This window comes from Actinoplanes sandaracinus (genome assembly GCF_030009775.1).
Taxonomy (GTDB): Bacteria; Actinomycetota; Actinomycetes; order Mycobacteriales; family Micromonosporaceae; genus Actinoplanes; species Actinoplanes sandaracinus.
The window spans coordinates 88,732-110,694 of record NZ_JASCTH010000014.1 but is presented as its reverse complement, the minus strand read 5'-3'; the positions used below and the strand labels follow the sequence as shown (position 1 = coordinate 110,694).

The 21,963-nt window shown below is 70.4% G+C and carries 16 protein-coding genes; 4 read left to right on the top strand and 12 right to left on the bottom strand.

What is annotated here, in order from left to right:
* Position 1 precedes the first annotated feature (1 nt).
* The gene (locus QLQ12_RS21970; protein ID WP_282762158.1) at positions 2-505 is read left to right on the top strand and encodes a mycothiol transferase; all 504 of its coding nucleotides are present in this window, start codon (positions 2-4) and stop codon (positions 503-505) included.
* Position 506: 1 nt separating this feature from the next.
* On the opposite strand, the gene QLQ12_RS21965 is transcribed toward QLQ12_RS21970, so the two are convergent.
* The 7 genes from QLQ12_RS21965 to QLQ12_RS21935 form a co-directional block, all read right to left on the bottom strand.
* Positions 507-1,976 carry an ATP-binding protein gene (locus tag QLQ12_RS21965; protein ID WP_282762157.1) on the bottom strand — a complete coding sequence of 490 codons (1,470 nt, stop codon included), beginning with the start codon at positions 1,974-1,976 and terminating at the stop codon, positions 507-509.
* Positions 1,973-3,631 (bottom strand): FAD-dependent oxidoreductase, encoded by a 1,659-nt coding sequence (locus QLQ12_RS21960; RefSeq protein WP_282762156.1) that lies wholly within the window; start codon positions 3,629-3,631, stop codon positions 1,973-1,975. Before QLQ12_RS21960 ends, QLQ12_RS21965 begins: the two co-directional genes overlap by 4 nt.
* 38 nt (positions 3,632-3,669) lie before the next feature.
* Positions 3,670-4,821 carry an NAD(+)/NADH kinase gene (locus tag QLQ12_RS21955; protein WP_282762155.1) on the bottom strand — a complete coding sequence of 384 codons (1,152 nt, stop codon included), beginning with the start codon at positions 4,819-4,821 and terminating at the stop codon, positions 3,670-3,672.
* A 150-nt stretch (positions 4,822-4,971) separates the two neighbouring features.
* Positions 4,972-5,484 carry an FBP domain-containing protein gene (locus QLQ12_RS21950; protein ID WP_282762154.1) on the bottom strand — a complete coding sequence of 171 codons (513 nt, stop codon included), beginning with the start codon at positions 5,482-5,484 and terminating at the stop codon, positions 4,972-4,974.
* Positions 5,485-5,566: 82 nt separating this feature from the next.
* On the bottom strand, positions 5,567-7,468 hold the full coding sequence (locus QLQ12_RS21945) for a S9 family peptidase (RefSeq protein ID WP_282762153.1): 1,902 nt from the start codon (positions 7,466-7,468) through the stop codon (positions 5,567-5,569).
* The gene (locus tag QLQ12_RS21940; protein WP_282762152.1) at positions 7,465-9,237 is read right to left on the bottom strand and encodes an N-acetylglutaminylglutamine amidotransferase; all 1,773 of its coding nucleotides are present in this window, start codon (positions 9,235-9,237) and stop codon (positions 7,465-7,467) included. The genes QLQ12_RS21945 and QLQ12_RS21940 overlap by 4 nt, the downstream gene beginning before the upstream one ends.
* A 31-nt stretch (positions 9,238-9,268) precedes the next feature.
* Positions 9,269-11,860 carry a carboxylate--amine ligase/circularly permuted type 2 ATP-grasp protein gene (locus QLQ12_RS21935; RefSeq protein ID WP_282762151.1) on the bottom strand — a complete coding sequence of 864 codons (2,592 nt, stop codon included), beginning with the start codon at positions 11,858-11,860 and terminating at the stop codon, positions 9,269-9,271.
* Between the two features lie 193 nt (positions 11,861-12,053).
* Here QLQ12_RS21935 and QLQ12_RS21930 point away from each other — a divergent pair, with 193 nt between their 5' ends.
* From QLQ12_RS21930 to QLQ12_RS21920, 3 genes are all read left to right on the top strand, one after another.
* Positions 12,054-13,124, top strand: coding sequence for an NAD-dependent epimerase/dehydratase family protein (locus tag QLQ12_RS21930; protein WP_282762150.1), 1,071 nt, complete (start codon positions 12,054-12,056; stop codon positions 13,122-13,124).
* A gap of 233 nt (positions 13,125-13,357) precedes the next feature.
* Positions 13,358-15,484: a bifunctional SulP family inorganic anion transporter/carbonic anhydrase gene (locus tag QLQ12_RS21925; protein ID WP_282762149.1), complete on the top strand. Its 2,127-nt coding sequence runs from the start codon at positions 13,358-13,360 to the stop codon at positions 15,482-15,484.
* A 101-nt stretch (positions 15,485-15,585) separates the two neighbouring features.
* Positions 15,586-16,068, top strand: a complete 483-nt coding sequence (locus tag QLQ12_RS21920; RefSeq protein WP_282762148.1) for a hypothetical protein — start codon at positions 15,586-15,588, stop codon at positions 16,066-16,068.
* Positions 16,069-16,107: 39 nt separating this feature from the next.
* Here QLQ12_RS21920 and QLQ12_RS21915 read toward each other — a convergent pair whose 3' ends face one another.
* The 5 genes from QLQ12_RS21915 to QLQ12_RS21895 form a co-directional block, all read right to left on the bottom strand.
* A complete protein-coding gene (locus tag QLQ12_RS21915) occupies positions 16,108-16,938 on the bottom strand; it encodes a ComEA family DNA-binding protein (protein WP_282762147.1) in 831 nt (276 codons plus the stop codon).
* A 139-nt stretch (positions 16,939-17,077) separates the two neighbouring features.
* The gene (locus tag QLQ12_RS21910) at positions 17,078-18,634 is read right to left on the bottom strand and encodes a glycoside hydrolase family 13 protein (RefSeq protein ID WP_282762146.1); all 1,557 of its coding nucleotides are present in this window, start codon (positions 18,632-18,634) and stop codon (positions 17,078-17,080) included.
* On the bottom strand, positions 18,631-19,503 hold the full coding sequence (locus QLQ12_RS21905) for a carbohydrate ABC transporter permease (protein WP_282762145.1): 873 nt from the start codon (positions 19,501-19,503) through the stop codon (positions 18,631-18,633). Before QLQ12_RS21905 ends, QLQ12_RS21910 begins: the two co-directional genes overlap by 4 nt.
* Before the next feature lie 2 nt (positions 19,504-19,505).
* Entirely contained in the window at positions 19,506-20,447 is a 942-nt protein-coding gene (locus tag QLQ12_RS21900) for a carbohydrate ABC transporter permease (protein ID WP_282762144.1), read from the bottom strand.
* A gap of 62 nt (positions 20,448-20,509) precedes the next feature.
* Entirely contained in the window at positions 20,510-21,892 is a 1,383-nt protein-coding gene (locus tag QLQ12_RS21895; RefSeq protein ID WP_282762143.1) for an ABC transporter substrate-binding protein, read from the bottom strand.
* Positions 21,893-21,963 lie beyond the last annotated feature (71 nt).

Sequence of the window (21,963 nt, the reverse complement as noted above, 5' to 3'; positions counted from 1 at the left end):
CATGGACGTCACCGGCGTTCTCGCGGACGGTTTCGGCCGCCTGCCCGGCTCGATCGAGGCCGCCGTCCGCGACCTCACTCCGAGCCGGCTGGGCTGGGCCCCGAAACCGGGCGCCAACCCGATCGGCTGGCTGGTGTGGCATCTGACCCGCGTGCAGGACAGCCACGTCACCGAGATCACCGGTGGCGAGCAGATCTATGTGACGGGGGACTGGGCGGCCCGGTTCGGGCTCAAGGCCGATCCGTCGGACACCGGTTACGGCCACACCGCGGAACAGGTCGCCGGGGTCCGGCCGGAGAGCTGGCAGACCCTGGTGGAGTACTACGGGGCCGTGCACGACCGTACGACCAGGTTGCTGGAAAGCCTGACCCCGGCCGACCTGGACCGGATCGTGGACCCCGCGTGGGATCCGCCGGTGACTCTCGGCGTTCGCCTGGTCAGCGTGCTGGACGATGACGTCCGGCACGCCGGCCAGGCGGCGTACGTCCGGGGCCTGCTTCCGTAGGTCAGGCGGAGGAGGGCTCGGCGAAGGGCAGCCGGACCAGGAAGCGGGTGTCGCCCGGTTTCGTCTCCACGTGGATGTCACCGCCGTGACCGTTGACCACGATCCGGTAGGAGATGTCCAGTCCCAGCCCGGTACCCTCGCCGACCGCCTTCGTGGTGAAGAACGGCTCGAAGATCCGCTTGCGGATCTCGGGCGGCATGCCCGGGCCGGTGTCGCCGACCGAGACCACGAGCCGGTCGTCCTCCCGGTAGGTGCGGATCGTCAGCGTGCCGGCGCCGTTCATGGCCTGGACCGCGTTGTCGATCAGGTTGGTCCACACCTGGTTCAGCTCGGCCGGGTGGGCCGGCACCTCGGGCAGCTCCCGGTCGTACTCCTTGACCACCCGGACACCCTCACCGATCTTGTGGGTGAGCATCACCAAGGTGCTGTCCAGGCCGACGTGCACGTCGATCCACTGGTGGGCGGCACGGTCGAGGTGGGAATACTGTTTGGCGGCGAGCACCAGCGACGACACCCGGCCGGTGGCGTCCTCGATGTCGCTCATCAGCTGCTCGGTCTCCAGGGCGTAACCGATCCAGTGGATCGCCTGGTCGAGCAGCTCGGGCGAGTCGAGCCGGGACTCCAACTCGGTGAGGCACTCGGTGTCGATGTTGCCCTGCGCGAAGATCGGGGCGACGTCCCAGCCGCCGGTGATGTTCCGCTCGTCCATCCAGTCGCCGAGCTCGTCCTCCAGGTCGGCGGTCTGCATGGCGGTCAGCGCCGGCGCCTTGGCGGCCCGCTCGATGACCTCCTCCTGGAGCTCGAGGAGCGCGGTGAGCCGGTCCGGGGCGACCTTGCCGGCGGCGAGTTTGCCGAGTTTCATCCGCATCGCGGCGACCCGCTGGCGCAGCGCGCTGGTGGCCCGCGCGGCGGCCGCGGCCGGGTTGTTCAGCTCGTGCATGAGGCCGGCGGAGAGGGCGCCGAGCGCGGCCAGCCGCTGCCGTTCGCCGATCGCGGCCTGGGTGTTCTGCAAGCCGAGGGTCAGCCCTTCCAGCAGGTGGATGGCCATCGGGAACCACTCGCGCATCAGCGACCCGAAGTCGTCGGCGGAGAGCACGAAGAACTCGCTGTCGGAGAGGGCCCGCATCGACGCCGCGTACTTCCGGGGGACCCCGTCGTCGCGCACGTAGGCCTGGGTCGCGCCCATGTAGACGCCGCGCTGTTCGGTCCGGACCGTCGTCACGTCGTCCTCGCCGACCCGGCGGCTCAGCGCCACCGTGCCACTGAGCAGCACGAAGAACGACACGGCCGGATCGCCCTCGCGCAGCACCAGGCCGCCGGACGCGACGCGCTGGGTGCAGCCGTGCTCGGCCAGCCAGGCGAGCTGCTCGTCGCTCAGCTTCTCGAACAGGAACAGGGTCCGCAGCTCGGCCGGGTCGAGCTTGCCGGGTGCGCAGGGTTCGAGGCGGACCTCGTCGATTTCGGACATCATGGGGCCTCCAGGTAGCGGTGGACCAGCGCGACGGCCATCGCACCCTCACCGACCGCCGAGGCCACCCGTTTCACCGAGCTGGCCCGGACGTCGCCGGCGGCGAAGATGCCGGGGACACTGCTCTCCAGATAGAACGGATCCCGGTCGCGATCCCATCCCCGTGGACGCTCCCCGTTCACGAGCAGGTCCGTTCCGGTACGGATGAACCCCTTCCCGTCCCGCAGCAGGGTGTCGCCGAGCCAGTCGGTACGCGGTTCCGCCCCGATGAACACGAACAGGTACCCGCACTCGACGGTCGCTTTCGTACCGTTCTTGCTGTCGCAGATGGTGATCGCCTGCAGATGGCCGTCGCCGTGCGCGCCGATCACCTCACAGCGGGTCCGCACCTCGATGTTGTCGATCTGGGCGAGCTGCTGGATCAGGTAGTACGACATGGAGGACTCCAGCGAGTCCCCACGGACCAGCAGGGTGACCCGGCGGGCGTACTTGGCGAAGAACAGCGCCGCCTGCCCGGCCGAGTTGGCGCCGCCGACGATGTAGACGTCGGTGCCGGCGCAGGCCGGCCCCTCGGTGGCGGCCGAGCCGTAGAAGACCCCGGACCCGGTCAGGCCGGCGACGCCGTCGGCCACCAGCGGGCGGTAGGACACCCCGGTCGCGAGCAGGACGGCGTGTGCGGAGATCTCCCCGCCGTCGGCGAAGGTCAGCGTGCGGGCCGAGCCGTCGGCGCGGAGCCCGACGACCTCACGGGTGCTGATCGTCTCGGCGGCGAACTTGTCGGCCTGCCGCCGGGCCCGGTCGGTGAGCTGGGCGCCGGAGATGCCGTCCGGGAAGCCGAGGTAGTTCTCGATCCGGGAGCTCTGCCCGGCCTGCCCGCCGACCGCCTGCCGCTCGATCAGCAGCGTCTTGAGGCCTTCGGAGCCGCCGTAGACCGCCGCGCCCAGACCGGCCGGCCCGCCGCCCACGATGATCAGGTCGTAGAAGTCGCGGCCCGGGTTCGTGGAGAGGCCGGCCACCTCGGCGATCTCCTGCACGGTCGGCCGGGACAGCGCGCGCCCGTCGGCGGTCACCACCAGCGGCACCGATTCCGGCCCGGCCTCCGCCGCCTCCAGCAGGCGGCGGCCCTCCGGCTCGTCGGCGCCGAAGTACTTGTAGGGCACCAGGTTGCGGGCGAGGAAGTCGCGGATCTGGAAGGACGGCTCGCTCCACCGGTGCCCGACCAGCCTGATGTCGGGCAGTTCCTGCTCGCCGGTGGCCTCCCACGCGTCGAGCAGCGCGTCCAGCACCGGGTAGAGCTTCTCCTCCGGCGGATCCCACGGCTTGAGCAGGTAGTGGTCGACGTCGACCACGTTGATCGCCTGGATCGCCGCGTCGGTGTCGGCATAGGCGGTGAGCAGCGCCCGCCGGGCGTGCGGGAACAGGTCCATCGCGTGTTCCAGGAACTCGATGCCGTTCATCTGCGGCATCCGGTAGTCGGCGAGGATCACCGCCACCCGCCCGCCGCGCAGTTTCAGCTCGCGCAGCACCTCGAGCGCCTCGTCGCCCGACGAGGCCCGGATCACCCGGTACCGGTCGGCGTAGCGCCGCCGTAGGTCGCGCGCGATGGCGCGCGAGACGGACGGGTCGTCGTCGACCGTGAGGATCGCGGCATGGCCCATGGTGACGTTGCCCTCAGCTCTCGTGATCAGGATGGTCGTCAGTGGCCGAGGTCGTCGGCGAGATGTTCGGGATGGCGTTCGAGATAGCCCGCGACGAACGGGCAACCGGCGACGACCGGCAACCCCCGCGACCGGGCGTCGGCCAGTGCGGCCGCGGCCAGCCGGCCGGCCAGCCCACGGCCGGAGAACGCCTGGTCGATCTCGGTGCGCAGCAGCTCGATCCGGCCGTCGCCGCGGCGGTAGTCGAGGACACCGGCGACCTCGCCACCGAGTAGCACCTCATACCTTCGCCGCTCGAAGCTGTCGACGACGACCGCGCTGTCGGTGTCGGCGGCGACGGCCGAGGCGCTGCCCTCGACCCGCAGCTTGCGGCGGGCCCGTTCGTAGAAGGAGGTGCTGCCGAAACGGATCACCTGGGCCGCGGCCGGCACCGGCCGCACGTCCAGCCGGGCACCGGCCTCGGCGTGGCCCTCGATGATGCCGTCCACCTCGATCGCCAGACGGCCGCTGCTCGGCAGCACGTCGAGAGCGAGATGCTCGGACGTGTCCAGCACCAGCGACCGGTTGAACGACGAGTGCGCCGCTGCGGCGCTGACGATCAGGGCCTCCACGTTCGGCGAGACGATCGGGCCGCCCGCCGAGAAGCTGTACGCCGTCGACCCGGTCGGTGTGGAGACGATCACGGCGTCGGCGGCGTAGTTGACGAAGCCGCGCCCCTCCACCCGGATGCCGACCGCGGCCAGCCCGTGCCCCGGCACCCGGACCAGGGCGATGTCGTTGAACGCCGACACCTCCCGCCCGTCCGGCAGGGTGGTGCGCACCGCCGTCCGGGACTCGACGGTGTAGCGGTGGTCGTCGATGGCGGACAGCGCGTCCTCAAGCCCGGCGAGATCCACCTCGGCGAGGAACCCGAGCCGCCCGACGTTGACCCCGAGCACCGGCGTCTTACGCCCCTCGACCAGCCGCATCGTCCGCAGCATGGTGCCGTCGCCGCCGAGGCTCACCAGCAGCCCGGCGCGTTCCACCATCTCCTCGGCGGAGACCGCGACGGCCGCGCAGTTGATCCGGCTGATCTCGTCGGGCAGGCCGAGAACGGTCACGCCCCGTTTCGCGGCCCACTCGACGATGGCGTCGATCGCGGAACCACAGTCCCGGCGCGGATGCAGCACGAGACCGACAACTTTGATCATGCCCACGGCGCTTCCTCGCTCCTGAAGTCTCCCGTGCAGCCTTCCATGCCACAGGGGCGATCGGCGACCGCCTCGGCCCGTGGCGGTGCGCACGACCGGTGTGACATGGAGCGCCGTCAACGGTCCCGCGAGGCGGTGACGACCCCGTGGTCAGCCGGCGGCGACCCGCGTGGTGAACGCGCTGAGGTTGCGCATCGCCCGGTCGATCCGCTCGGTGAGCGTGAGCGTCTCCTCCCGGCGCACCAGCCGCATCTTCGGTTGCCGCTTCCCCCGGAGATAGAGCGAACAGGCCAGATCGGCGCAAAGGTACTCGCCGACGCTGTTTCCGTTGCGTCCCGCCGCTCCCGCCAGTGGCGCCACGAACAGCGCCACACCGGAAGCGGCATGATCGGTCAGGCAGACCCGGCACATGCTGGACCGCACGGCGCCGCCCACCCGGCGCGGCTCCGGCCGCCGCAGCACCAGCCCGGTCGGCCCGTTCTCGCCCGGCGCCACGAGCAGCGCCCGCAACGGCGCTCCCGGATCGGTCCAGCCGAGAAAGTCCAGGTCATCCCAGGGGATGCTGCCGTCCGACAACCCCGGCGGCATCTTGATCCGGCTCGCTTCGCCCTTGCTGCAGTTCACGAAGGAGCCGCGGATCTCCCTCTCCCCGAGTGCCAACATGCCCGCGAAGCTACCGACCTCACCGCCCGCGGTCATCCGCTTTTCCACCCCGGTCCGGTACGGCCGGCAGGCCGCACCGGCGTCACACGTGGAGGTGTGTCTTCAGCCAGTGGATCGTGGCGTGCAGATATTCGGCGCGCGACGTCCGGTGCAGCAGCTCGTGCCCCTCGTCCGGGAAGAGCAGGTAGCGATGTGGATGCTCGCGTGCCGCCAGCGCCGCCACCACCTGCTCGGCCTCGATCACCGGCACGTTGCTGTCGTTCTCGCCGTGCACCACCATCAGCGGCGCCCGCACCCGGTCGATCCGGTGGATCGGCGACAGCTCGCGCAGCAGTTCCGCGTCGTGGACCGGGTGGCCGTACTTGCTGACCGCGGCGGCCGCGATCCACGGCTCGGTGTGCTCGTAGAAGGTCGCGAAGTCCGACATCCCGCAGACGTCGATGCCGACGTCGAACAGGTCGGGGAAGGTGGTCAGCGCCGCCAGCGTGAGATAGCCGCCGTAGGACCGTCCCATGATCCCCATCCGCCCGGTGATCCCGGCGGACCTCAGGAACCGCACGCAACTGCGCACGTCCTCGATCGCACCGTGACGCAGCGCCCCGTTGTCGGCGTCGACGAACGACCGCCCGAAGCCGGAGGAGCCGCGCACGTTCGGGGCGAAGACCGCGATTCCGTGGTTGACCAGCGACTGGAAGAGCGGCCCGTGACCGGGCCGCTCCTGCGCTTCGGGGCCGCCGTGGAACCACAGCACCACCGGGTGCGGGCCGGGCGTCCGCGGCCGGAAGAGCCAGCCGGTCAGCGTCAGCCCGTCGTGTGCCGGGAACGTCTCGAGCGTCGGCCGGACCGCGTCGGCGGCGGCCGGGTCGGCGGCGACCGCCCGCACCCGGCCGGTCTCCCGGCTCCAGACCCAGACACCGTGCGGCTGTCCCGGCCCTTCCGCGGTGAAGGCCAGCGCCGAGGAGTCGAAGCTCCACGCGAGGTCGGTGGCGACCAGGCCGGGCAAGGGCGAGATCAACGCCGGGGCGCGGCCGGCGTCGTGGTCCAGGCCGATCAGCGCGATCTCCGACTCGCCGCCCCGGACGTTCCACAACACCGCGGCGGTACGCCCGTCGGCCGTCACCACGAAGTCCTCGACCTCCGACGGCCCGCCGAGCGGCTCGTCCCCCGAAGTGGCGGCGAGGGGCCCGGCCTCGGAAGCGGCGGCGAGCGGCCCCGCCCCGGAGGAGGCGGCGGGTGGCTCGGGTGTGGGTGAGCCGGCGAGCAGTTCCACGGCGTCGCCGGCGAGCCGCAGCAGGGCGGGGAACTCCCCGTCCTGGCTGAGCGCGTAGACGCAGCCGCCGCCCGGGCTGAACACCGCCTTCTCGCCGCGGGTCACCGGCTTCTCGGTGCCGCGGGACAGGTCGCGCAGGACGATCTCGCGGGCGCCGCGGGGCCCGTACCGCAGCAGCGCGAAACGCCCGGCGGGGTCGACGTCGAGAAGCGAGAGGAGGTCTCCCTCGGTGACCTCGGTCCTGGTCCCGGCGACCACGTCGATCAGCACGGCGGTGGTGAGGTTCTCGGTGAGGGCGAGGACCGGCCGGCCCGGCAGCCACCGCATGTTGTCGGCGGTGTCGGCGCCGAACCCGGCGACCTGGTGCAGGTCGGAGCCGTCCGGCCGGACCAGCCAGATCTCGTGCCGGGGCGCGCCGCCGGGGGCGATCTGGCAGGCCAGCCAGCCGCCTCCGGACGACCAGCGCACCGTCGACACCGGTTCCGGCCCGGTGTCGACGCGGAAGGTCAGCTCGCTGTCGACCGGTTGCACCCAGACGGCGGGCACACCGTCCCGGTCGGAGACGTACGCGACGTGCCGGCCGTCGGGGGAGAGGGCCGGCGACCAACTGCCGGCTATCTCCGACTCGATCCGCCCGGCGGGGCTGGTCCAGCCCGCCGGCAGCACGGTGACGTCGTTGCGATGGAGCTGACCACCCACCAGGGTCCCCTTCACAGCTTGAGGTTCTGCAACCACATCTCCAGCAGTGCGAGTTGCCACAACTGGTTCGCCCCGAGCGTGGTGCGCGGGGTGTTCGGGTCGGCCAGGAGCGCCTCGACGTACTCCGGCCGGAACAGCGCCCGTTGCCGGGCCGCCGGCGCGTGCAGCGCGTCGCGGACGAGGTCGAGCACCGGGCCTTCCAGGTACCGGATGCCGGGCACCGGGAAATAGCCTTTCGGCCGGTCGATGACCTCGTCCGGGACCAGCCCGCGGGCCGCGTCCTTGAGCACTCCCTTGCCGTCGCGGGCCAGTTTCAGCTCGGGCGGGCAGGCCGCCGCGATCTCCACCAGCTCGTGATCCAGGAACGGTACGCGTGCCTCCAGCCCCCACGCCATAGTCATGTTGTCGACTCGTTTGACCGGGTCGTCCACGAGCATCACCTGGGAGTCGAGGCGCAGCGCGGCATCGACGGCGGTGGTGGCTCCGGCCCGGCCGAAACTCTCCTCCACGAAGGCGCGGCTGACGTCCTGGCCGACCAGCCACTCCGGGTTGAGTTGCCGGGTCAGGTCGCTGTGCGGCCGGTCGAAGAACTCCTTCGCATAGGCCTCGGCGGCCTGCTCCCGGGGGACGCCGGCGAGGGGTGGGTACCAGCTGTATCCGGCGAAGATCTCATCCGCGCCTTGCCCTGATTGTACGACCTTGACCTGCTTCGCCACATCTTCGCTGAGCAGGTTGAACGCGATGCAGTCGTGGCTCACCATCGGCTCGCTCATCGCCGTCACGGTTCGCTGCACCGCCGGCAGGAACCGCTCCTGACCGATCCTGATCTGATGGTGCTCGGTGCCGAACTGCTTGGCGACCAGATCCGAGAACTCGAACTCGTCGCCGCTCTCGCCACCGCCGGCATCGAACCCGATGCTGAACGTGGTCAGCCCGGTCTGTCCCTGTTCGGCGAGCAGGGCGACGATGAAACTGGAGTCCAGGCCGCCGGAGAGCAGCACGCCGACCGGCACGTCGGCGACCATCCGCCGCCGCACCGCCTGCTTGAGCTTGTCCCGCACCGCTTCGGCCCACTCACGGTCCGAGGCGGCGACGGTACGGGTGAACGACGCCTCCCAGTACACCCGTTCACTCGACGTCCCGTCGGCCTGGATCACCCGTACCGTGGCCGGCGGCAGTTTCCGCACCCCGGAGAGGATCGTGCGGGGCGCCGGGACCACCGAGTGGAACGTCATGTAGTGCTGCAACGCCACCTTGTCGATGGTGGTGTCCACCCCGCCCGCCGCCAGCAGGGCCGGCAGCGTCGAGGCGAACCGCAGCCGTCCCGGCGACTCGGCCAGGTAGAGCGGCTTGATCCCGAGCCGGTCCCGGGCCAGGGTGACCGTCCCGGTCTCGTGCTCGGCGACCGCGAAGGCGAACATGCCGAGGAAACGCGTGACGCAGTCGGCGCCCCAGCGGTGGTACGCCTTGAGGATCACCTCGGTGTCCGACGTCGAGAAGAACGTGTAGCCGCTCTTCTGAAGCTCCTCGCGCAGCTCCTGATAGTTGTAGACACACCCGTTGAAGACGACGGTCAGGCCCAGCCGCTCGTCGGTCATCGGCTGGGCGCCGGCCTCCGACAGGTCGATGATCTTCAGGCGCCGATGACCGAAAGCGATCCTCCCTCGGTCCCACAATCCGTCACCGTCGGGTCCTCGCGACTCCAGACACGGGAGCATCCTCCGGATCGCCTCGGTGTCCGCGGGCCGGTCGCCGTAACAGATCTCTCCGGCGATTCCGCACATGTGGAACTCCTCCCTAGGGGGTTGAGAATGCTCAGCCGAGCAACCAGGTGTCCTTGGAGCCGCCACCCCGCGAGGAGTTGACGATCATGCTTCCGGCGGGCGCGACCCGGGTGAGCGCGGCCGGCGCCACCACCGATTGCCGCCCGGTGAAGATGAACGCGCGCAGGTCGACGTGCCGCGGGGCGAGCCGGTGCCCGTCGAAGACCGGATGCGTCGACAGGTCGACGATCTCCTGGGCCACCCACCGGTGCGGCGCCGCCTTGATCTGCCGCCGCAGCGCCGCCAGCTCCTCCGCGGTCGCGTGGGAGCCGATCACGATCCGGTCGCCGCCGTAACCGTCGACCGGCTTGCAGACCAGCTCGTCGAGGCGGCGCAGCACCTCGGCGCGCTGCTCCGGGATGCCGCACAGATAGGTGGGCACGTCGGCGAGAAGCGGCTTCTCGCCCAGGTAGTACTCGATCATGCGGGGCACGAAGGCGTACACCGACTTGTCGTCGGCGATGCCGTTGCCCAGCGCGTTGGCCAGCACCACGGTGTCCGCGTGCAACGCGGCCACCAGGCTGGGGCCGAGCGGCATGCCGTCCGCGCCGGGGGAGTGGACCAGGCTGTCCTCGCCCATCCGCAGGTAGATGATGTCGACCGGGTGCCGGTGCCCGTCCTTGAGACGCCACACCCGGCGCTCGTCGACGAACAGTTCGGTGCTGCGGACCAGCGGCACGCCCATCGCCTCGGCGAGCATCCGGTGCTCGAACCAGGCCGAGTCGTCCGGGCCCTGACTGAGCACGACCAGCGCCGGATCGTCACCGGCGGCCGGGCCGGCCGCCTCCAGCAGGGCGGTCTTGAGCAGGCGCGGAGTCTCCTCCACCGAGATCAGCGCCGCCGGACGGGGCAACTCGGGCAGGACGCTCCAGGTGAGACGGCGGTTCTGCATGGCGTACGCGATCCCGGACGGCACCCGCAGGTTGTCCTCCAGCACGCACCAGTCGCCCGCCCCGTCCCGGACCAGGTCGACGCCGGCCACCTGGGTGCGCACCGCGGGCCGGCTGATCAGGGCGCCGCTGGCCCGCAGTTCGGGGGAGCCGTTGACGACCCACTCCGGGATGACGCCGTCGGCCACCACCTGCCGATCGCCGTAGACGTCGTTGAGGAACGCGTCCAGCGCCCGGACCCGCTGGATCAGGCCGCCCTGCAGCCGCTTCCAGTCGGCGGCGGGGACCACCCGGGGTACCAGGTCGAACGGGAACAGCCGGGTGGCGGCCTCGCCGGCCACGCTGAACGTGATGCCGCGGGCCCGCTGCTCGTCGTCGCGGGCGTCCTCCCGCTGCCGCAGGCCGGTCGCGCCGAGCGAGGTCAGCACCGGCAGGATCCCGGTGTAGGCGGGCGCCACCCGGCCCTCCGGGCCGGGCACATTCAAGAACGCCTCGTCGCCGTCGGCGGCGTACGCCTCGATCAGGGCCGGCGCCGGAACGCCCGCCGGACCGGTCTCGGTGACCCCGCCCCGGGTGTCCGTCACCAGCAGGTCCACCACGTCGGAGAGCCGGCCGCGCCGGGCCAGCGCCCGGCGCTGGCGAGCGGCCGAACTGCCCCGGCTCAGCGCCCGCACGGTCAGGTCGAAGACCTGGTCCCAGTCGCCCAGCTCCTCCAACTGCGGCCGCAGTTCGCCGACCAAGCGCTCGACCGCGACGGCGGCCGGCACCGGAACCGGGGAGCGGGGCAGGTCCAGCAGGTCGCCTTCCAGGCCGGACCGGGCGGCCCGCCACATCGCGGCGCGGTGCAGCGGCGGCCTCGGCCGGGGCAGGGGAACGCCGGCCCGGTGGTCCTGCTGGGCGCGCAGCACCAGGCCACGGAAGATCCCGGCGAGCAGCACGATCGTCTCGGTGTCGGGGCTGGAGTCGGTGACCCGCAGCTCCACCGTGGGCACGTGCGCGGACGGCCGGACGTCGAAGTAGACCATCTTCGGGTCGCTGATCGTGCCGGACGCGATCAGGTCACTGACCAGCGCCTCGTGCTCCTCGGCCGAGTGCAGCTGGCCGCTGTCGCCGGCGGTCGGCCAGCGCATCCAGACCAGCGAGCGGACACTGGCGTACCCGGAGTCCTCGCCCATCCAGTACGGCGAGCTGGTGGAGAGAGCGAGCAGCACCGGCAGCACCGGCGTCACCCGCTGGGCGACCGCGACCGCCTCGTCCCGGTCGGGAACCCCGACGTGCACCTGGGTGCCGCAGATCAGCTGCTCGCGGACGAGCATCTGGTACTCGTGCAGCATCCGCTGGTACCGCGAGGTCGGGGTGACCGGCAGCGCGTCCAGATCGACCAGCGGAACGGTGCCGGCCGCGACCAGGCCCAGCCCCAGCGACTCGGCGACGGCGATCGCCTCCCGGCGCCGCTGTGTGATCCCGGTCCGCAGATCGTCCAGGGTGCCGCTGACCGGGGTGTTCGTCTCCACCACCGACCGGTGCAGCTCCGCCGAGAAGTGCGCGGCGTCCAGCCGGTCCAGGATCTCCGGAGCGCGGGGTACGAGCTCCCGCGTTCCGAGATCGACGACGTGGAGTTCCTCCTCCACCCCGAGAGTCAGTGCTGCCCGGCCGAGGGACAGGTGGTGTTCCGCCTGGAGTGACTCTGTCATCGCGACCGTCCTTGAACTCGTCATGAAACCGCCGGTATCCGTCGGAGCCTCCCCATCGGATGTGGCGAATTGGTGACGTGCCCATTTCGTGCCACGGTCAAGCATGACGATCACGACACTGCCGACCGGGCGGCCAGACTGGTCCAGCTCACCGGTAGTCTCGCCCGGTGACGCCCGACAACCGGAGGTCAGTATGAGCAGCGTCGTCGTCATCACCGGGTCGGCCGGTCTCATCGGATCGGAGGCGGTCCGGCACTTCGCCGCCCTCGGCATGGATGTGGTCGGCGTCGACAACGACATGCGCGGCTATTTCTTCGGCGCCGACGGCTCCACCCAGTGGAACCTGCAGAAGCTGGTCAAAGAGGTCGGCGACCGCTACACCCACCACAGCCTCGACATCCGGGACCGGGACGGGCTGGACAAGCTCTTCACCGATCTCGGCTCGAACGTCGGCCTGGTGATCCACGCCGCCGCCCAGCCCAGCCACGACTGGGCCGCCCGTGAGCCGTTCACCGACTTCGACGTCAACGCGGTCGGCACGATCAACATGTTGGAGGCGACCCGGCGGCACGCGATCGACGCGCCGTTCATCTTCACCTCGACCAACAAGGTGTACGGCGACACGCCGAACTCACTGCCGCTGGTCGAGCACGAGACGCGCTGGGAACTCCCCGAGGATCACCGGTGGTACGGCGGCATCGACGAGACCATGTCGATCGACAGCAGCATGCACTCGGTCTTCGGCGCCTCGAAGGTCGCGGCCGACATCATGGTCCAGGAGTACGGCCGCTACTTCGACATGCCGACGGCGGTGTTCCGCGGCGGCACGCTGACCGGTCCGGGTCACTCCGCCGCTGAGCTGCACGGCTTCCTGGCGTACGTGATGCGCTGCGTCATGGAACAGCGGACCTACAAGATCTTCGGCTACAAGGGCAAGATGGTCCGCGACGCCATCCACTCGCACGACCTGATCACGGCGTTCGAGGCGTTCCACCGCGCGCCCCGGGTCGCTGAGATCTACAACATGGGCGGCGGCCGGTTCTCCAACTGCAGCCACATCGAGGCGTTCAAGATCGCTTCGGAGATCACCGGCCTGGAGGCCCGTACCGAGTACGTCGACCAGAACCGGGCCGGCGACCACCAGTGGTGGATCAGCAGCACGGCGCGGTTCGAGGAGCACTACCCGGACTGGAAGCTGACCTACGACGTGCCGGCGATCCTGCGCGAGATCTACGAGTCGAACAACGAACGCTGGAAGGCCTGAACCCCGGCCGTCTCCGAGCGCTGCCTCCGGCTTCGCGAAGCAGCGCTCAGAGACGGCCAGCTGTTCGCCCGCCGTCCGGCTCCCGGTCGGCCGGCTCCTTATCCGCCGCCTGGCCTTCGTGGGCCGGTGGCCTGCCGCCGCCTGGCTGAGTGCCAGGTGGCGGTTTGCTGTGCCTTGACGGTAAGGAGCATTTCCGTAATCACCCGTTAACCCTCATTGGGTACATTGCCGAAATGTCCGACTTGACGCAGTTTTTGCGCCGGGACTTGCCGGCGTCCATCGTCGTATTCCTGATCGCCATCCCGCTCTCCCTCGGCATCGCCGCGGCATCGGGTGCGCCCCTGCTCGCCGGCCTGGTCGCGGCCGTGATCGGCGGCATCGTCGCCGGATCGCTCGGCGGCGCCCCGCTGCAGGTCAGCGGCCCTGCTGCCGGTCTCACCGTGATCGTCGCCGGGACCGTCGCCGACTTCGGGTTCGCCGGCACCGCCGCGATCGTCGCGGTCGCCGGGGGAGTCCAGATCCTCCTCGGCGTGTCCCGCCTCGGCCGTGCCGCTCTCGCCCTGTCGCCGGCCGTGGTGCACGGCATGCTCGCCGGCATCGGCGTGGTCATCGCGCTCAGCCAGGTCCACGTGATGCTCGGCGGGGCGCCGCAGAGTTCCGCCTGGCGCAACCTCGTCGACCTGCCCGGCCAGATCGCCGCCCACCACGGCGCGGCCGCCCTGCTCGGCGCCCTCACCGTCGCGGTGCTGGTGCTGTGGCCCCGCATCGTGAAGGTCTCGTTGCTGCCCGCCGCCCTGGTCGCCGTGGTCTCGGTGACCGCGCTCGCCGCCGCCGTCGACGCCGATGTGGAACGCGTGCGGCTTCCCGGCGAGCCCCTCGCGAACCTGATCCGGCCCGCCTGGCCGGACGCGCCACTTCGCGAGATCGCCGTCGCGGTGCTGACCATCGCCCTGGTCGCCAGCGTCGAATCACTGCTCTCCGCGGTCGCCGTCGACCGGCTGCACGACGGGCCGCGCGCCGACCTGAACCGGGAACTCGTCGGCCAGGGCGTCGCCAACACCACGTCCGGCCTGCTCGGCGGCCTGCCGGTGACCGGCGTGATCGTGCGCAGCTCGGCCAACGTGGCGGCCGGCGCCCGGACCAGGGCGTCGGCGATCCTGCACGGCGTGTGGATCGCGGGGTTCGTGCTGCTCTGTGCCGGGCTGCTGGAGGCCATCCCGATGGCGGTGCTCGCCGCCGTGCTGATCGTCGTCGGCCTGCGGCTGGTCAGCCTGGCCCAGATCCGCACCTACGCCCGGCACCGGGAACTGCCCACCTATCTGGTCACGGCGCTCGGCGTGGTCTTCACCGACCTGCTCACCGGCGTCGCCCTCGGCATGATCACGGCGGCGGTCCTGATCCTGGGCCGGCTCGCCCGGTCGGACATCCGCCGGGTCGAGCGTGCCCCCGGCGAGTGGCTGGTCACCATCAACGGGACCCTGTCGTTCGTCGAGTCGGCCCGCCTCAGCCGGGAACTCGGCGCTCTGCCGCCGGGCGCCGAGATCGACGTCGAGCTGCACCTGGACTACCTGGACCACGGGGCGTTCGAGACGATCCGGGACTGGCGGGAGGGCTACGAGCGGACCGGCGGCGCGGTGCGGATCCGGGAGGTGCACGACTCCTGGTTCCACCAGGCCACGTCGGGCCGGCTCGGCGGCGGCAAGCGCACCCCGCGGCTGCTCGGCTCCTGGTCTCGCTGGCAAGACATGGACCAGCAGCGCCGGGGCGCGATGGAGGCCGGGATCGCCGAGTTCGAACGCAGCGTGGCCCCGCTGGTCCGCCCGCACCTGGCCGACCTGGCCCGTGACGGCCAGAGCCCGCAGCAGCTCTTCATCACCTGCGCCGACTCCCGCGTGGTCCCCAACCTGATCACCGCGAGTGGCCCGGGCGACCTGTTCTGCGTGCGCAACATCGGCAACATCGTCCCGCCGCACGCCTCGGGCGACACCTCGGTCAGCGCCGCCGTCGAGTACGCGGTGAACATCCTCGGCGTCACCACCATCACCGTCTGCGGCCACTCCGGCTGCGGCGCCGTCCGGGCCCTGATGAACGACGCCGCCGGGGCCGGCTCGGCGCTCGGCGCATGGCTGGCCCTCTCCGGGGTGCGGTTCAGCGACGTCACCGACGAGGAACGCTGCTGCGCCGACAACGTGGTCCAGCAGCTCGCGAACCTGCGTACCTCGCCCACGGTGCGGGCGGCCGAGGCCGCCGGCCGTCTCCGTCTCGCCGGGATGTACTTCGACCTGGCCGAGGCCCGGATGTACGAGGTCGACCCGGTCCTCGGTGACGCCCGGCCGGTCTCGTCGCTGCCCGCGGCCTGACCGGTCCATCCGCGAACGTCGCCCGTCACGGATGTTCGGCCCCCGTGACGGGCACCGTTCGTTCCATCGACGCTCGTCATGACCGCCGATAATCTGCCTGGATGAGACTTCGCCAGGCGCCGGTCGACGCGACGCCCCGACTGGAACTGGCTCATCGCGTGCCCGGCTCCGACGTCTACCGCCTGCACCCGATCACGGCGCGGCGCCCCAGCGCCGGCACGGTGGACACCGCCACACCATGTGGCACCTGCGGCGAGACCGTGCCGCTGCGGTTGTCGAGCGCCGAGTGGGTCCGGTCCCAGCGCAACCGGCAACTGCTTCTCGGCGTCACCGTCCTGCTCGTCCAGGCGGGAGGAGGGGTGCTGCTCATCGTGTGGGGCATCCGGCTGGGCTGGAGCATCCTGCCCGCTCTTCTCGGCTTCCTCCTGGTCATGCTCACGCCGTTCACCACCGGCGAGCAGTTCCGCGACTCCCGCGAGGAGGACGGGGCGGTGAGCCTCGATCCGGGCCACACGCTGCGGGAGCCGGGCAACACCTACGACCACGTCGACAGTGACGGCGGCAACTACGAGGCCGGCCTGTGACCGGTCGTGGGTGCCCGCCCCTTCAGCGCGGGATGAAGATCAGCGCGGGATGAAGAGCAGACGGTCGCGGAACAGCTCGAGCTTCGCCGGAGTGAGGCCCTCGCAGTAGACGATCAGTTCCTCCGGGGTGGCGAAGCCGTTGTGGAGCTGCCGGGCCTCGACGATCCGCTCCGCGAGCGGGCGCTCGATGGAGAGCATGCGCATCAACCACTCGGCGGGAGCGTGGTTGACGTCGACGAGGCCCCCGTCGTCGTACTGGCGGCCGGGCAGGTCGGGGCGGCCGATCATCAGCTCGGCGGCGATCGACGGCTGGGTAGCCTGGAGGTGACGGGCCTCCGCTCGGCGGGCGAGCCGCCACTGGGCCTTGGCCAGCGCCGGGTCGACACGCCCCTGCGCCCAGGCTGGCCGCGGCGCCGGGTAGTGGCCAAGGCCGTGGCGTGCGGGTGGGTGGCCCAGACCTTGGCGTGACGGCGGGTGGTAGCCGACGCCGGGGTGGGGCGCGGCCGTGCCCCACGCCTGCGACGGGCGCCGATTGCGGAAGAAGTCGGCCCGGACCTGGCTCGCGAGGATGGCGACGTGCACCGTCCCGACGATCCAGAGGACGAAGTAGGAGATGCTGACCAGCATGGCCGCGGCCGACTCGGTGCCGTCGGAGGTCGCCGCGGAGGCCGCGCAGCCGGCCATGAGGACGGCGAAGTATCCGCCCGCGAGGATCTTGTGCGGCCGGGACCGCAGTTTGACCGCCCCGGCCAGCACCATCGGCGCCGTGAGGAGGCCGAAGGTGACCAGCGGCACGATGAACCACCACCCGGTGACCGGAGGCGCCGGGTGCTGCTGCCATCCGGCAGAGGCTCGCGGATCAGGCTGCATGTCACGACGGTAGGCCCATGAATCAAGTACTCCAAGAACCCGGCAGCGCCCGGACCGAAGGGCCGGGCGCTGTCCTCGGAGTCAGTTGCGGGTGATGGTGAATGTGCTGGTCGGGTTCTCGATGTCGCGGTGGGTGCTCCTAGAGGCGCAGCCAGACCGCGGTGTCCTGGGGGAGGAGGTCACCGTCGAGCGGGCCGCTGGCGAGCATGCGGGTCCGGTGCTCCGGCATCGGGACGGGGAAGCCGGAGAGGTTGAGGACGAAGGCGAAATCCGCGCCGCGGGTGTACGCGAGCACGTCGGCGCCGAGGCCGAGCCACGCGAACTCCGGCGACAGCGTGCGGCGCAGGCGGATCGCGGCCCGGTACAGCTCCAGCATCGAGTTCGGGTCGCCGGTCTGCGCCCGCACGGTTCGGTCCTTCCACTCCGCCGGCTGGGGAAGCCAAGGGGTGGCGGTGGTGAACGCGTACGGCGGCTCGTCTCCCGACCAGGGCAGCGGCACCCGGCAGCCGTCCCGGGTGTGGCCGCGCCGGGCGTACATCGGATCCTGGATCCGGTCTTCGCCGATGCTCTCGTTCTCCCAGAGGCCCAGCTCCTCGCCCTGATAGACGTAGGCCGAGCCGGGCAGCGAGAGGGTGAGCAGCGCCGCCGCCCGCGCCCGGCGAGTGCCGAGCTCCAGGTCGACCGGGGTGCCGTCCAGATTGTTCTCGAAGCTGAACGTGGTGTCCGACCGGCCGTACCGGGTGACGTGGCGGGTCACGTCGTGATTGGAGATTACCCAGGTGGGCGGGGCGCCGACCGTCGCGTGCGCCTCCAGGGTGCGGTTGACGCACGCCCGCAGCAGGGCCGGGTCCCAGGCGCAGCCGAGGAAGTCGAAGTTGAAGGCGGCGTGCAGCTCGTCCGGGCGCAGGTAGTCGGTGAAGCGTTCCACCTCGGGCATCCAGACCTCGCCGATCAGCGCCCGGTCCTGATATTCGTCGGCGACCCGCCGCCACGACCGATAGACGTCGTGCACAGCGTCGCGATCGTGGAACGGGTGCGGCTCGCCGTCGACCACCTCGGGCAGGGCCGGATCCTTGCAGAGCAGCGTGGCCGAGTCGATCCGGATGCCGTCCACACCCCGGTCGAACCAGAACCGCAGGATGCCCTCGAACTCGGCCCGGACCGCCGGGTGCTCCCAGTTGAGGTCGGGCTGTTCCGGGGTGAACAGGTGCAGGTACCAGTCGCCGTCGGGTGTCCGCGTCCACGTGGTGCCGCCGAACTCGCCGGTCCAGTTCGTGGGCATGCTCTGACTCTTGCGGAACCAGAAATAGTCCCGTTCCGGGGCGTCCCCGGACCGCAGAGCCGCGGTGAACCAGGGATGCTCGGACGAGACGTGGTTCGGCACGATGTCGACGATGATCCGGATCCCGGTCTCGTGCGCCTCGGCGATCAGAGCCTCCGCCTCGGCCAGCGTGCCGAAGACCGGATCGATGTCCCGGAAATCCGACACGTCGTAGCCGGCGTCGGCCATCGGGGACGGGTACCACGGGCCCATCCAGATCGCGTCGACACCGAGGTCCCGCAGGTGACCGAGTCTCGCGCGGATGCCGCCGATGTCACCGATCCCGTCGCCGTCCGCGTCGGCGAAACTGCGCGGATAGACCTGGTAGATCACCGCGTCACACCACCAGGGAGTCGTCACGGACACCTCACTCATCCTTTGAGACCGCCGGTGGTCAGACCGGACATGATGTTGCGCTGGAAGATCAGGAAAAGGACCACGGTCGGCGCGGCGGCGATCACCGATGCGGCGACCACCACGTTCTGCGGGGTTCCGCCGGCGAAGGCGTAGATGCCGACGCTGACCGTGCGGGTCTGCGGGTGCGGCATGACCAGCAGCGGCCAGAGGAAGTCCTTCCAGACCGCGGTCATCGCGAAGATCGACACCACGCCGAGGATCGGCCGCGACATCGGCAGCAGGATCGACCGGAGGGTACGCAGCGGCGACGCGCCGTCCATGAGAGCGGCCGCCATGATCTCCTCGGGAATCGAGTCGAAGAACCGCTTGAGCAGGAAGATGTTGAACGCGTTGGCGACCGTCGGCAGCCAGATCGCGAACGGCGAGTCGATCAGGCTGATGTCCAGCAGCGGCAGGCTGATCACCGTCTGGTACTGCGGGACGATCAGCACCATCGCCGGGATCATCAGCGTCGCCAGCATCGCGCCCAGGATCACGTTGCCGAGGACCGGGCGCAGTTTCGACAGCGCGTACGCCGCCGCGGTGTCCAGCACCAGTTGGAAGAGCACCGCACCGGCAGCGTAGTAGAACGTGTTGAACAGCAGCTTCCCCAGGTTCAACTGGGTCCACGCGTCCACGTAGTTGCCGAACTCCGGATCCCGCGGGAAGAGCGTCGGCGGGATCTGCGCGATCTCCCGACCCGATTTGAGGGCGCCGGTGACCATCCAGTAGAGCGGCCCGAGGAAGACCAGGGTGAACGCCGTGACGACGACGGCGAGCAGGGCCCAGTACACCGCCCGGCCGCGCCCACGCTGGAGCTGAGCATGCGAGATGAGGGTTCGGGACATGGTTACCGGTCCTGTCTCGTGCTCAGCCGGAGATAGACGGCGGAGAAGGCGCCCAGCACCACGAGCATGATCACGCCCAGGGCGGCGGCGCCGTTGAGGTCGTTCTGGAAGAAGCCGTGCTGATAGATGAGGTACGCGACCGAGGTCGCCGAGTCCTGCGTGCCGGCGCCGTTGGCGAGGATCAGCGGCTCGATGAAGAGCTGCATGGTCGCGACGATCTGCGTCATCGCCAGCAGCGCCAGGATGAGCCTGGTCTGCGGGATCGTCACGTGCCAGATGCGCTTGACCAGGCCGGCGCCGTCGAGCTCGGCCGCCTCGTACAGGTCGCCGGGGATGTTCTGCAGCGCCGCCAGATAGATCAGCACCGCGCCACCCATGTTCATCCAGGTCGAGGCGATCACCATGGCCGGCATCGTCATCGTCGGCGACTGCATCCACTCCGACGTGGGCAGATGCGCCGCTCTCAGCAGTGCGTTGAACAGGCCCGCCTCGCTCGGGTCGTACGCGTAGTACTTGAAGAGGTAGAGCGCCGACGCCGGGGGCAGCATGACCGGCAGGTAGACCAGCACCCGCAGGTAGCCCTTGGCGTGCCGGAACTCGTTGAGCAGGATCGCGACGACGAACGGCAGCACGAACCCGAGCACCAGCGCGAGCCCGGTGAAGTGGAAGGTGTTCCTCCACGCGGTCCAGAAGCTCGGGTCGTTGACGATGCGGATGTAGTTGTCCCAGCCCACCCAACTGGTCACGCCGCGACGGCTGTGCTGGAAGCTCATCACGACGCCGCGGATCATCGGGTACCACATGAAGAGGGCGAAGCAGCCGACCGCCCCGATCAGGAAGGCGTGCCCGGTCAGGTTGTCCTGGATCTTGCGGCGGCGTCGTGTCGTCGCCGGCCGGGGGTGAGCGGTCCGCCGAGCCGGGGCCGGTGCGGTGATGGTCGCCAAGGGAGGCACTCCTGTGTGTTCGGGTGCGGGGGCCGGACGGACGGCCCCCGCACCGGGCGTCGTCAGCTGCCGGCGGCCAGCAACTGGCCCACCTTCTCCTCAGCGGTCTTGAGTAGGGCGTCGACCTGCGCGTTCGGGTCGGTCAGGACGCCGGACATCGCCGAGTCGAGCACCGCGTAGATCGCCTGCGCGTTCCGCGGCTCGCCCTTGATCGGGAGCTGATTGTTCTCGAAGAGCGCGAAGTTCTCGACCGGCACGTTGGCGTTGGCCTTGCGCAGGTCGAACTCCTGTTTCTGCGCCTCGCTGCCGTTCGCGAACAGCAGCGGCTGCGGCAGGCCGACCGGGTAGTTCTGCGGCTTGGCCCGCACGTAGTCGAACTGGCCCTTGCCCGGCGTCAGTTTCTGGTAGGCGATCCACTTCAGACCGGCCCTGACCTGCTCCGGCGTGAGGTCCTTCTTGAAGAAGTAGCCCTCGCCGCCGCCGAGGGTGCCCTTCGCCAGGCCGGTCTGGCCGGGCAGCGGCGCCACCGCCCAGTCGGAGAACCTGCCCTTGAACTGGCTGACGATCGCCTGTGTGGTGTCCGGCGCGCCGATGAACATGCCGACCTTGCCGGCCGCCGCGTTGGTCAGCAGGTCGCCCCACTGCAGGAGCTGGCGACTGCCCATGCTGTCGTCGCCGTACCGCATGTCCTTGAGGTTCTGCAGGACCTGCCTGCCCTCCGGGCTGTTGAAGGTGGCCTTCTTGCCGTCCTCGGAGAGGACCGTGCCGCCCTGTGAGTAGAGCAGCGAGGTGAAGTGCCAGCCGCCGGTGTTGCCGGCGCTGTACTCGGAGTACCCGGCGACGCCGTCGCCGAGGGCGGCGATCCTCTTGGCCGCCTCGCGGACCTCGGGCCAGGTCTTCGGCGGGTTCTCGACGTCCAGCCCGGCCCTCTGGAACAGCGCCTTGTTGTAGACCAGGCCCATCGAATAGTTCTTCACCGGTACGCCGTAGAGCTTGCCGCCGTCGGTGAAGACCACCTTGAGCGCCGGGTCGACGCTGTCCCAGGTGGGAACGGTGTCCTTGGTGACGTACCGCGTGATGTCGAGCGCCTGACCGGAGTCCAGCACCTGTTGCAGGTCGGTCATGTAGCCGTAGAAGACGTCGGTGGTGGTGCCGCCGGCCAGACGGGCGGTGAAGTCCGGCGGGTTGTTGCACTGCTGGCCGACGCTCACGCTCTTGATGGCGATGTCGGGGTTCTGCTTCTGGAACTCGGTGACATCCGCGTTCCAGTTCTGCAGCAGCTCCTTCTGGGCGGCGACCGGCTGGCAGTCGACCGTGATGGTGACCTTGCCGGCGGCGTCGGTCCCGCCGTCGTCCTCGCTCTTGGTGGAACACGCCGCCAGGCTGAGCCCCAGGCCGGTCACGAGCGCGAGCGCCGCGACCCTCCGGTACTGCGGTACCGACATCTGTCCATCCCTCCGGGATCGGGTCTATTCATGGCCATCGCTGAGATGAGTGGTGAGGACTGTTTCCTGTA

Coding starts and splice junctions, on each gene's coding strand:
- QLQ12_RS21970 (WP_282762158.1), top strand. CDS start 2: ATGGACGTCACCGGCGTTCTCGCGGACGGTTTCGGCCGCCTGCCCGGC.
- QLQ12_RS21955 (WP_282762155.1), bottom strand. CDS start 4,821: ATGATCAAAGTTGTCGGTCTCGTGCTGCATCCGCGCCGGGACTGTGGT.
- QLQ12_RS21950 (WP_282762154.1), bottom strand. CDS start 5,484: ATGTTGGCACTCGGGGAGAGGGAGATCCGCGGCTCCTTCGTGAACTGC.
- QLQ12_RS21960 (WP_282762156.1), bottom strand. CDS start 3,631: ATGGGCCATGCCGCGATCCTCACGGTCGACGACGACCCGTCCGTCTCG.
- QLQ12_RS21935 (WP_282762151.1), bottom strand. CDS start 11,860: ATGACAGAGTCACTCCAGGCGGAACACCACCTGTCCCTCGGCCGGGCA.
- QLQ12_RS21905 (WP_282762145.1), bottom strand. CDS start 19,503: ATGTCCCGAACCCTCATCTCGCATGCTCAGCTCCAGCGTGGGCGCGGC.
- QLQ12_RS21920 (WP_282762148.1), top strand. CDS start 15,586: ATGAGACTTCGCCAGGCGCCGGTCGACGCGACGCCCCGACTGGAACTG.
- QLQ12_RS21910 (WP_282762146.1), bottom strand. CDS start 18,634: ATGAGTGAGGTGTCCGTGACGACTCCCTGGTGGTGTGACGCGGTGATC.
- QLQ12_RS21915 (WP_282762147.1), bottom strand. CDS start 16,938: ATGCAGCCTGATCCGCGAGCCTCTGCCGGATGGCAGCAGCACCCGGCG.
- QLQ12_RS21930 (WP_282762150.1), top strand. CDS start 12,054: ATGAGCAGCGTCGTCGTCATCACCGGGTCGGCCGGTCTCATCGGATCG.
- QLQ12_RS21925 (WP_282762149.1), top strand. CDS start 13,358: ATGTCCGACTTGACGCAGTTTTTGCGCCGGGACTTGCCGGCGTCCATC.
- QLQ12_RS21940 (WP_282762152.1), bottom strand. CDS start 9,237: ATGTGCGGAATCGCCGGAGAGATCTGTTACGGCGACCGGCCCGCGGAC.
- QLQ12_RS21965 (WP_282762157.1), bottom strand. CDS start 1,976: ATGATGTCCGAAATCGACGAGGTCCGCCTCGAACCCTGCGCACCCGGC.
- QLQ12_RS21895 (WP_282762143.1), bottom strand. CDS start 21,892: ATGTCGGTACCGCAGTACCGGAGGGTCGCGGCGCTCGCGCTCGTGACC.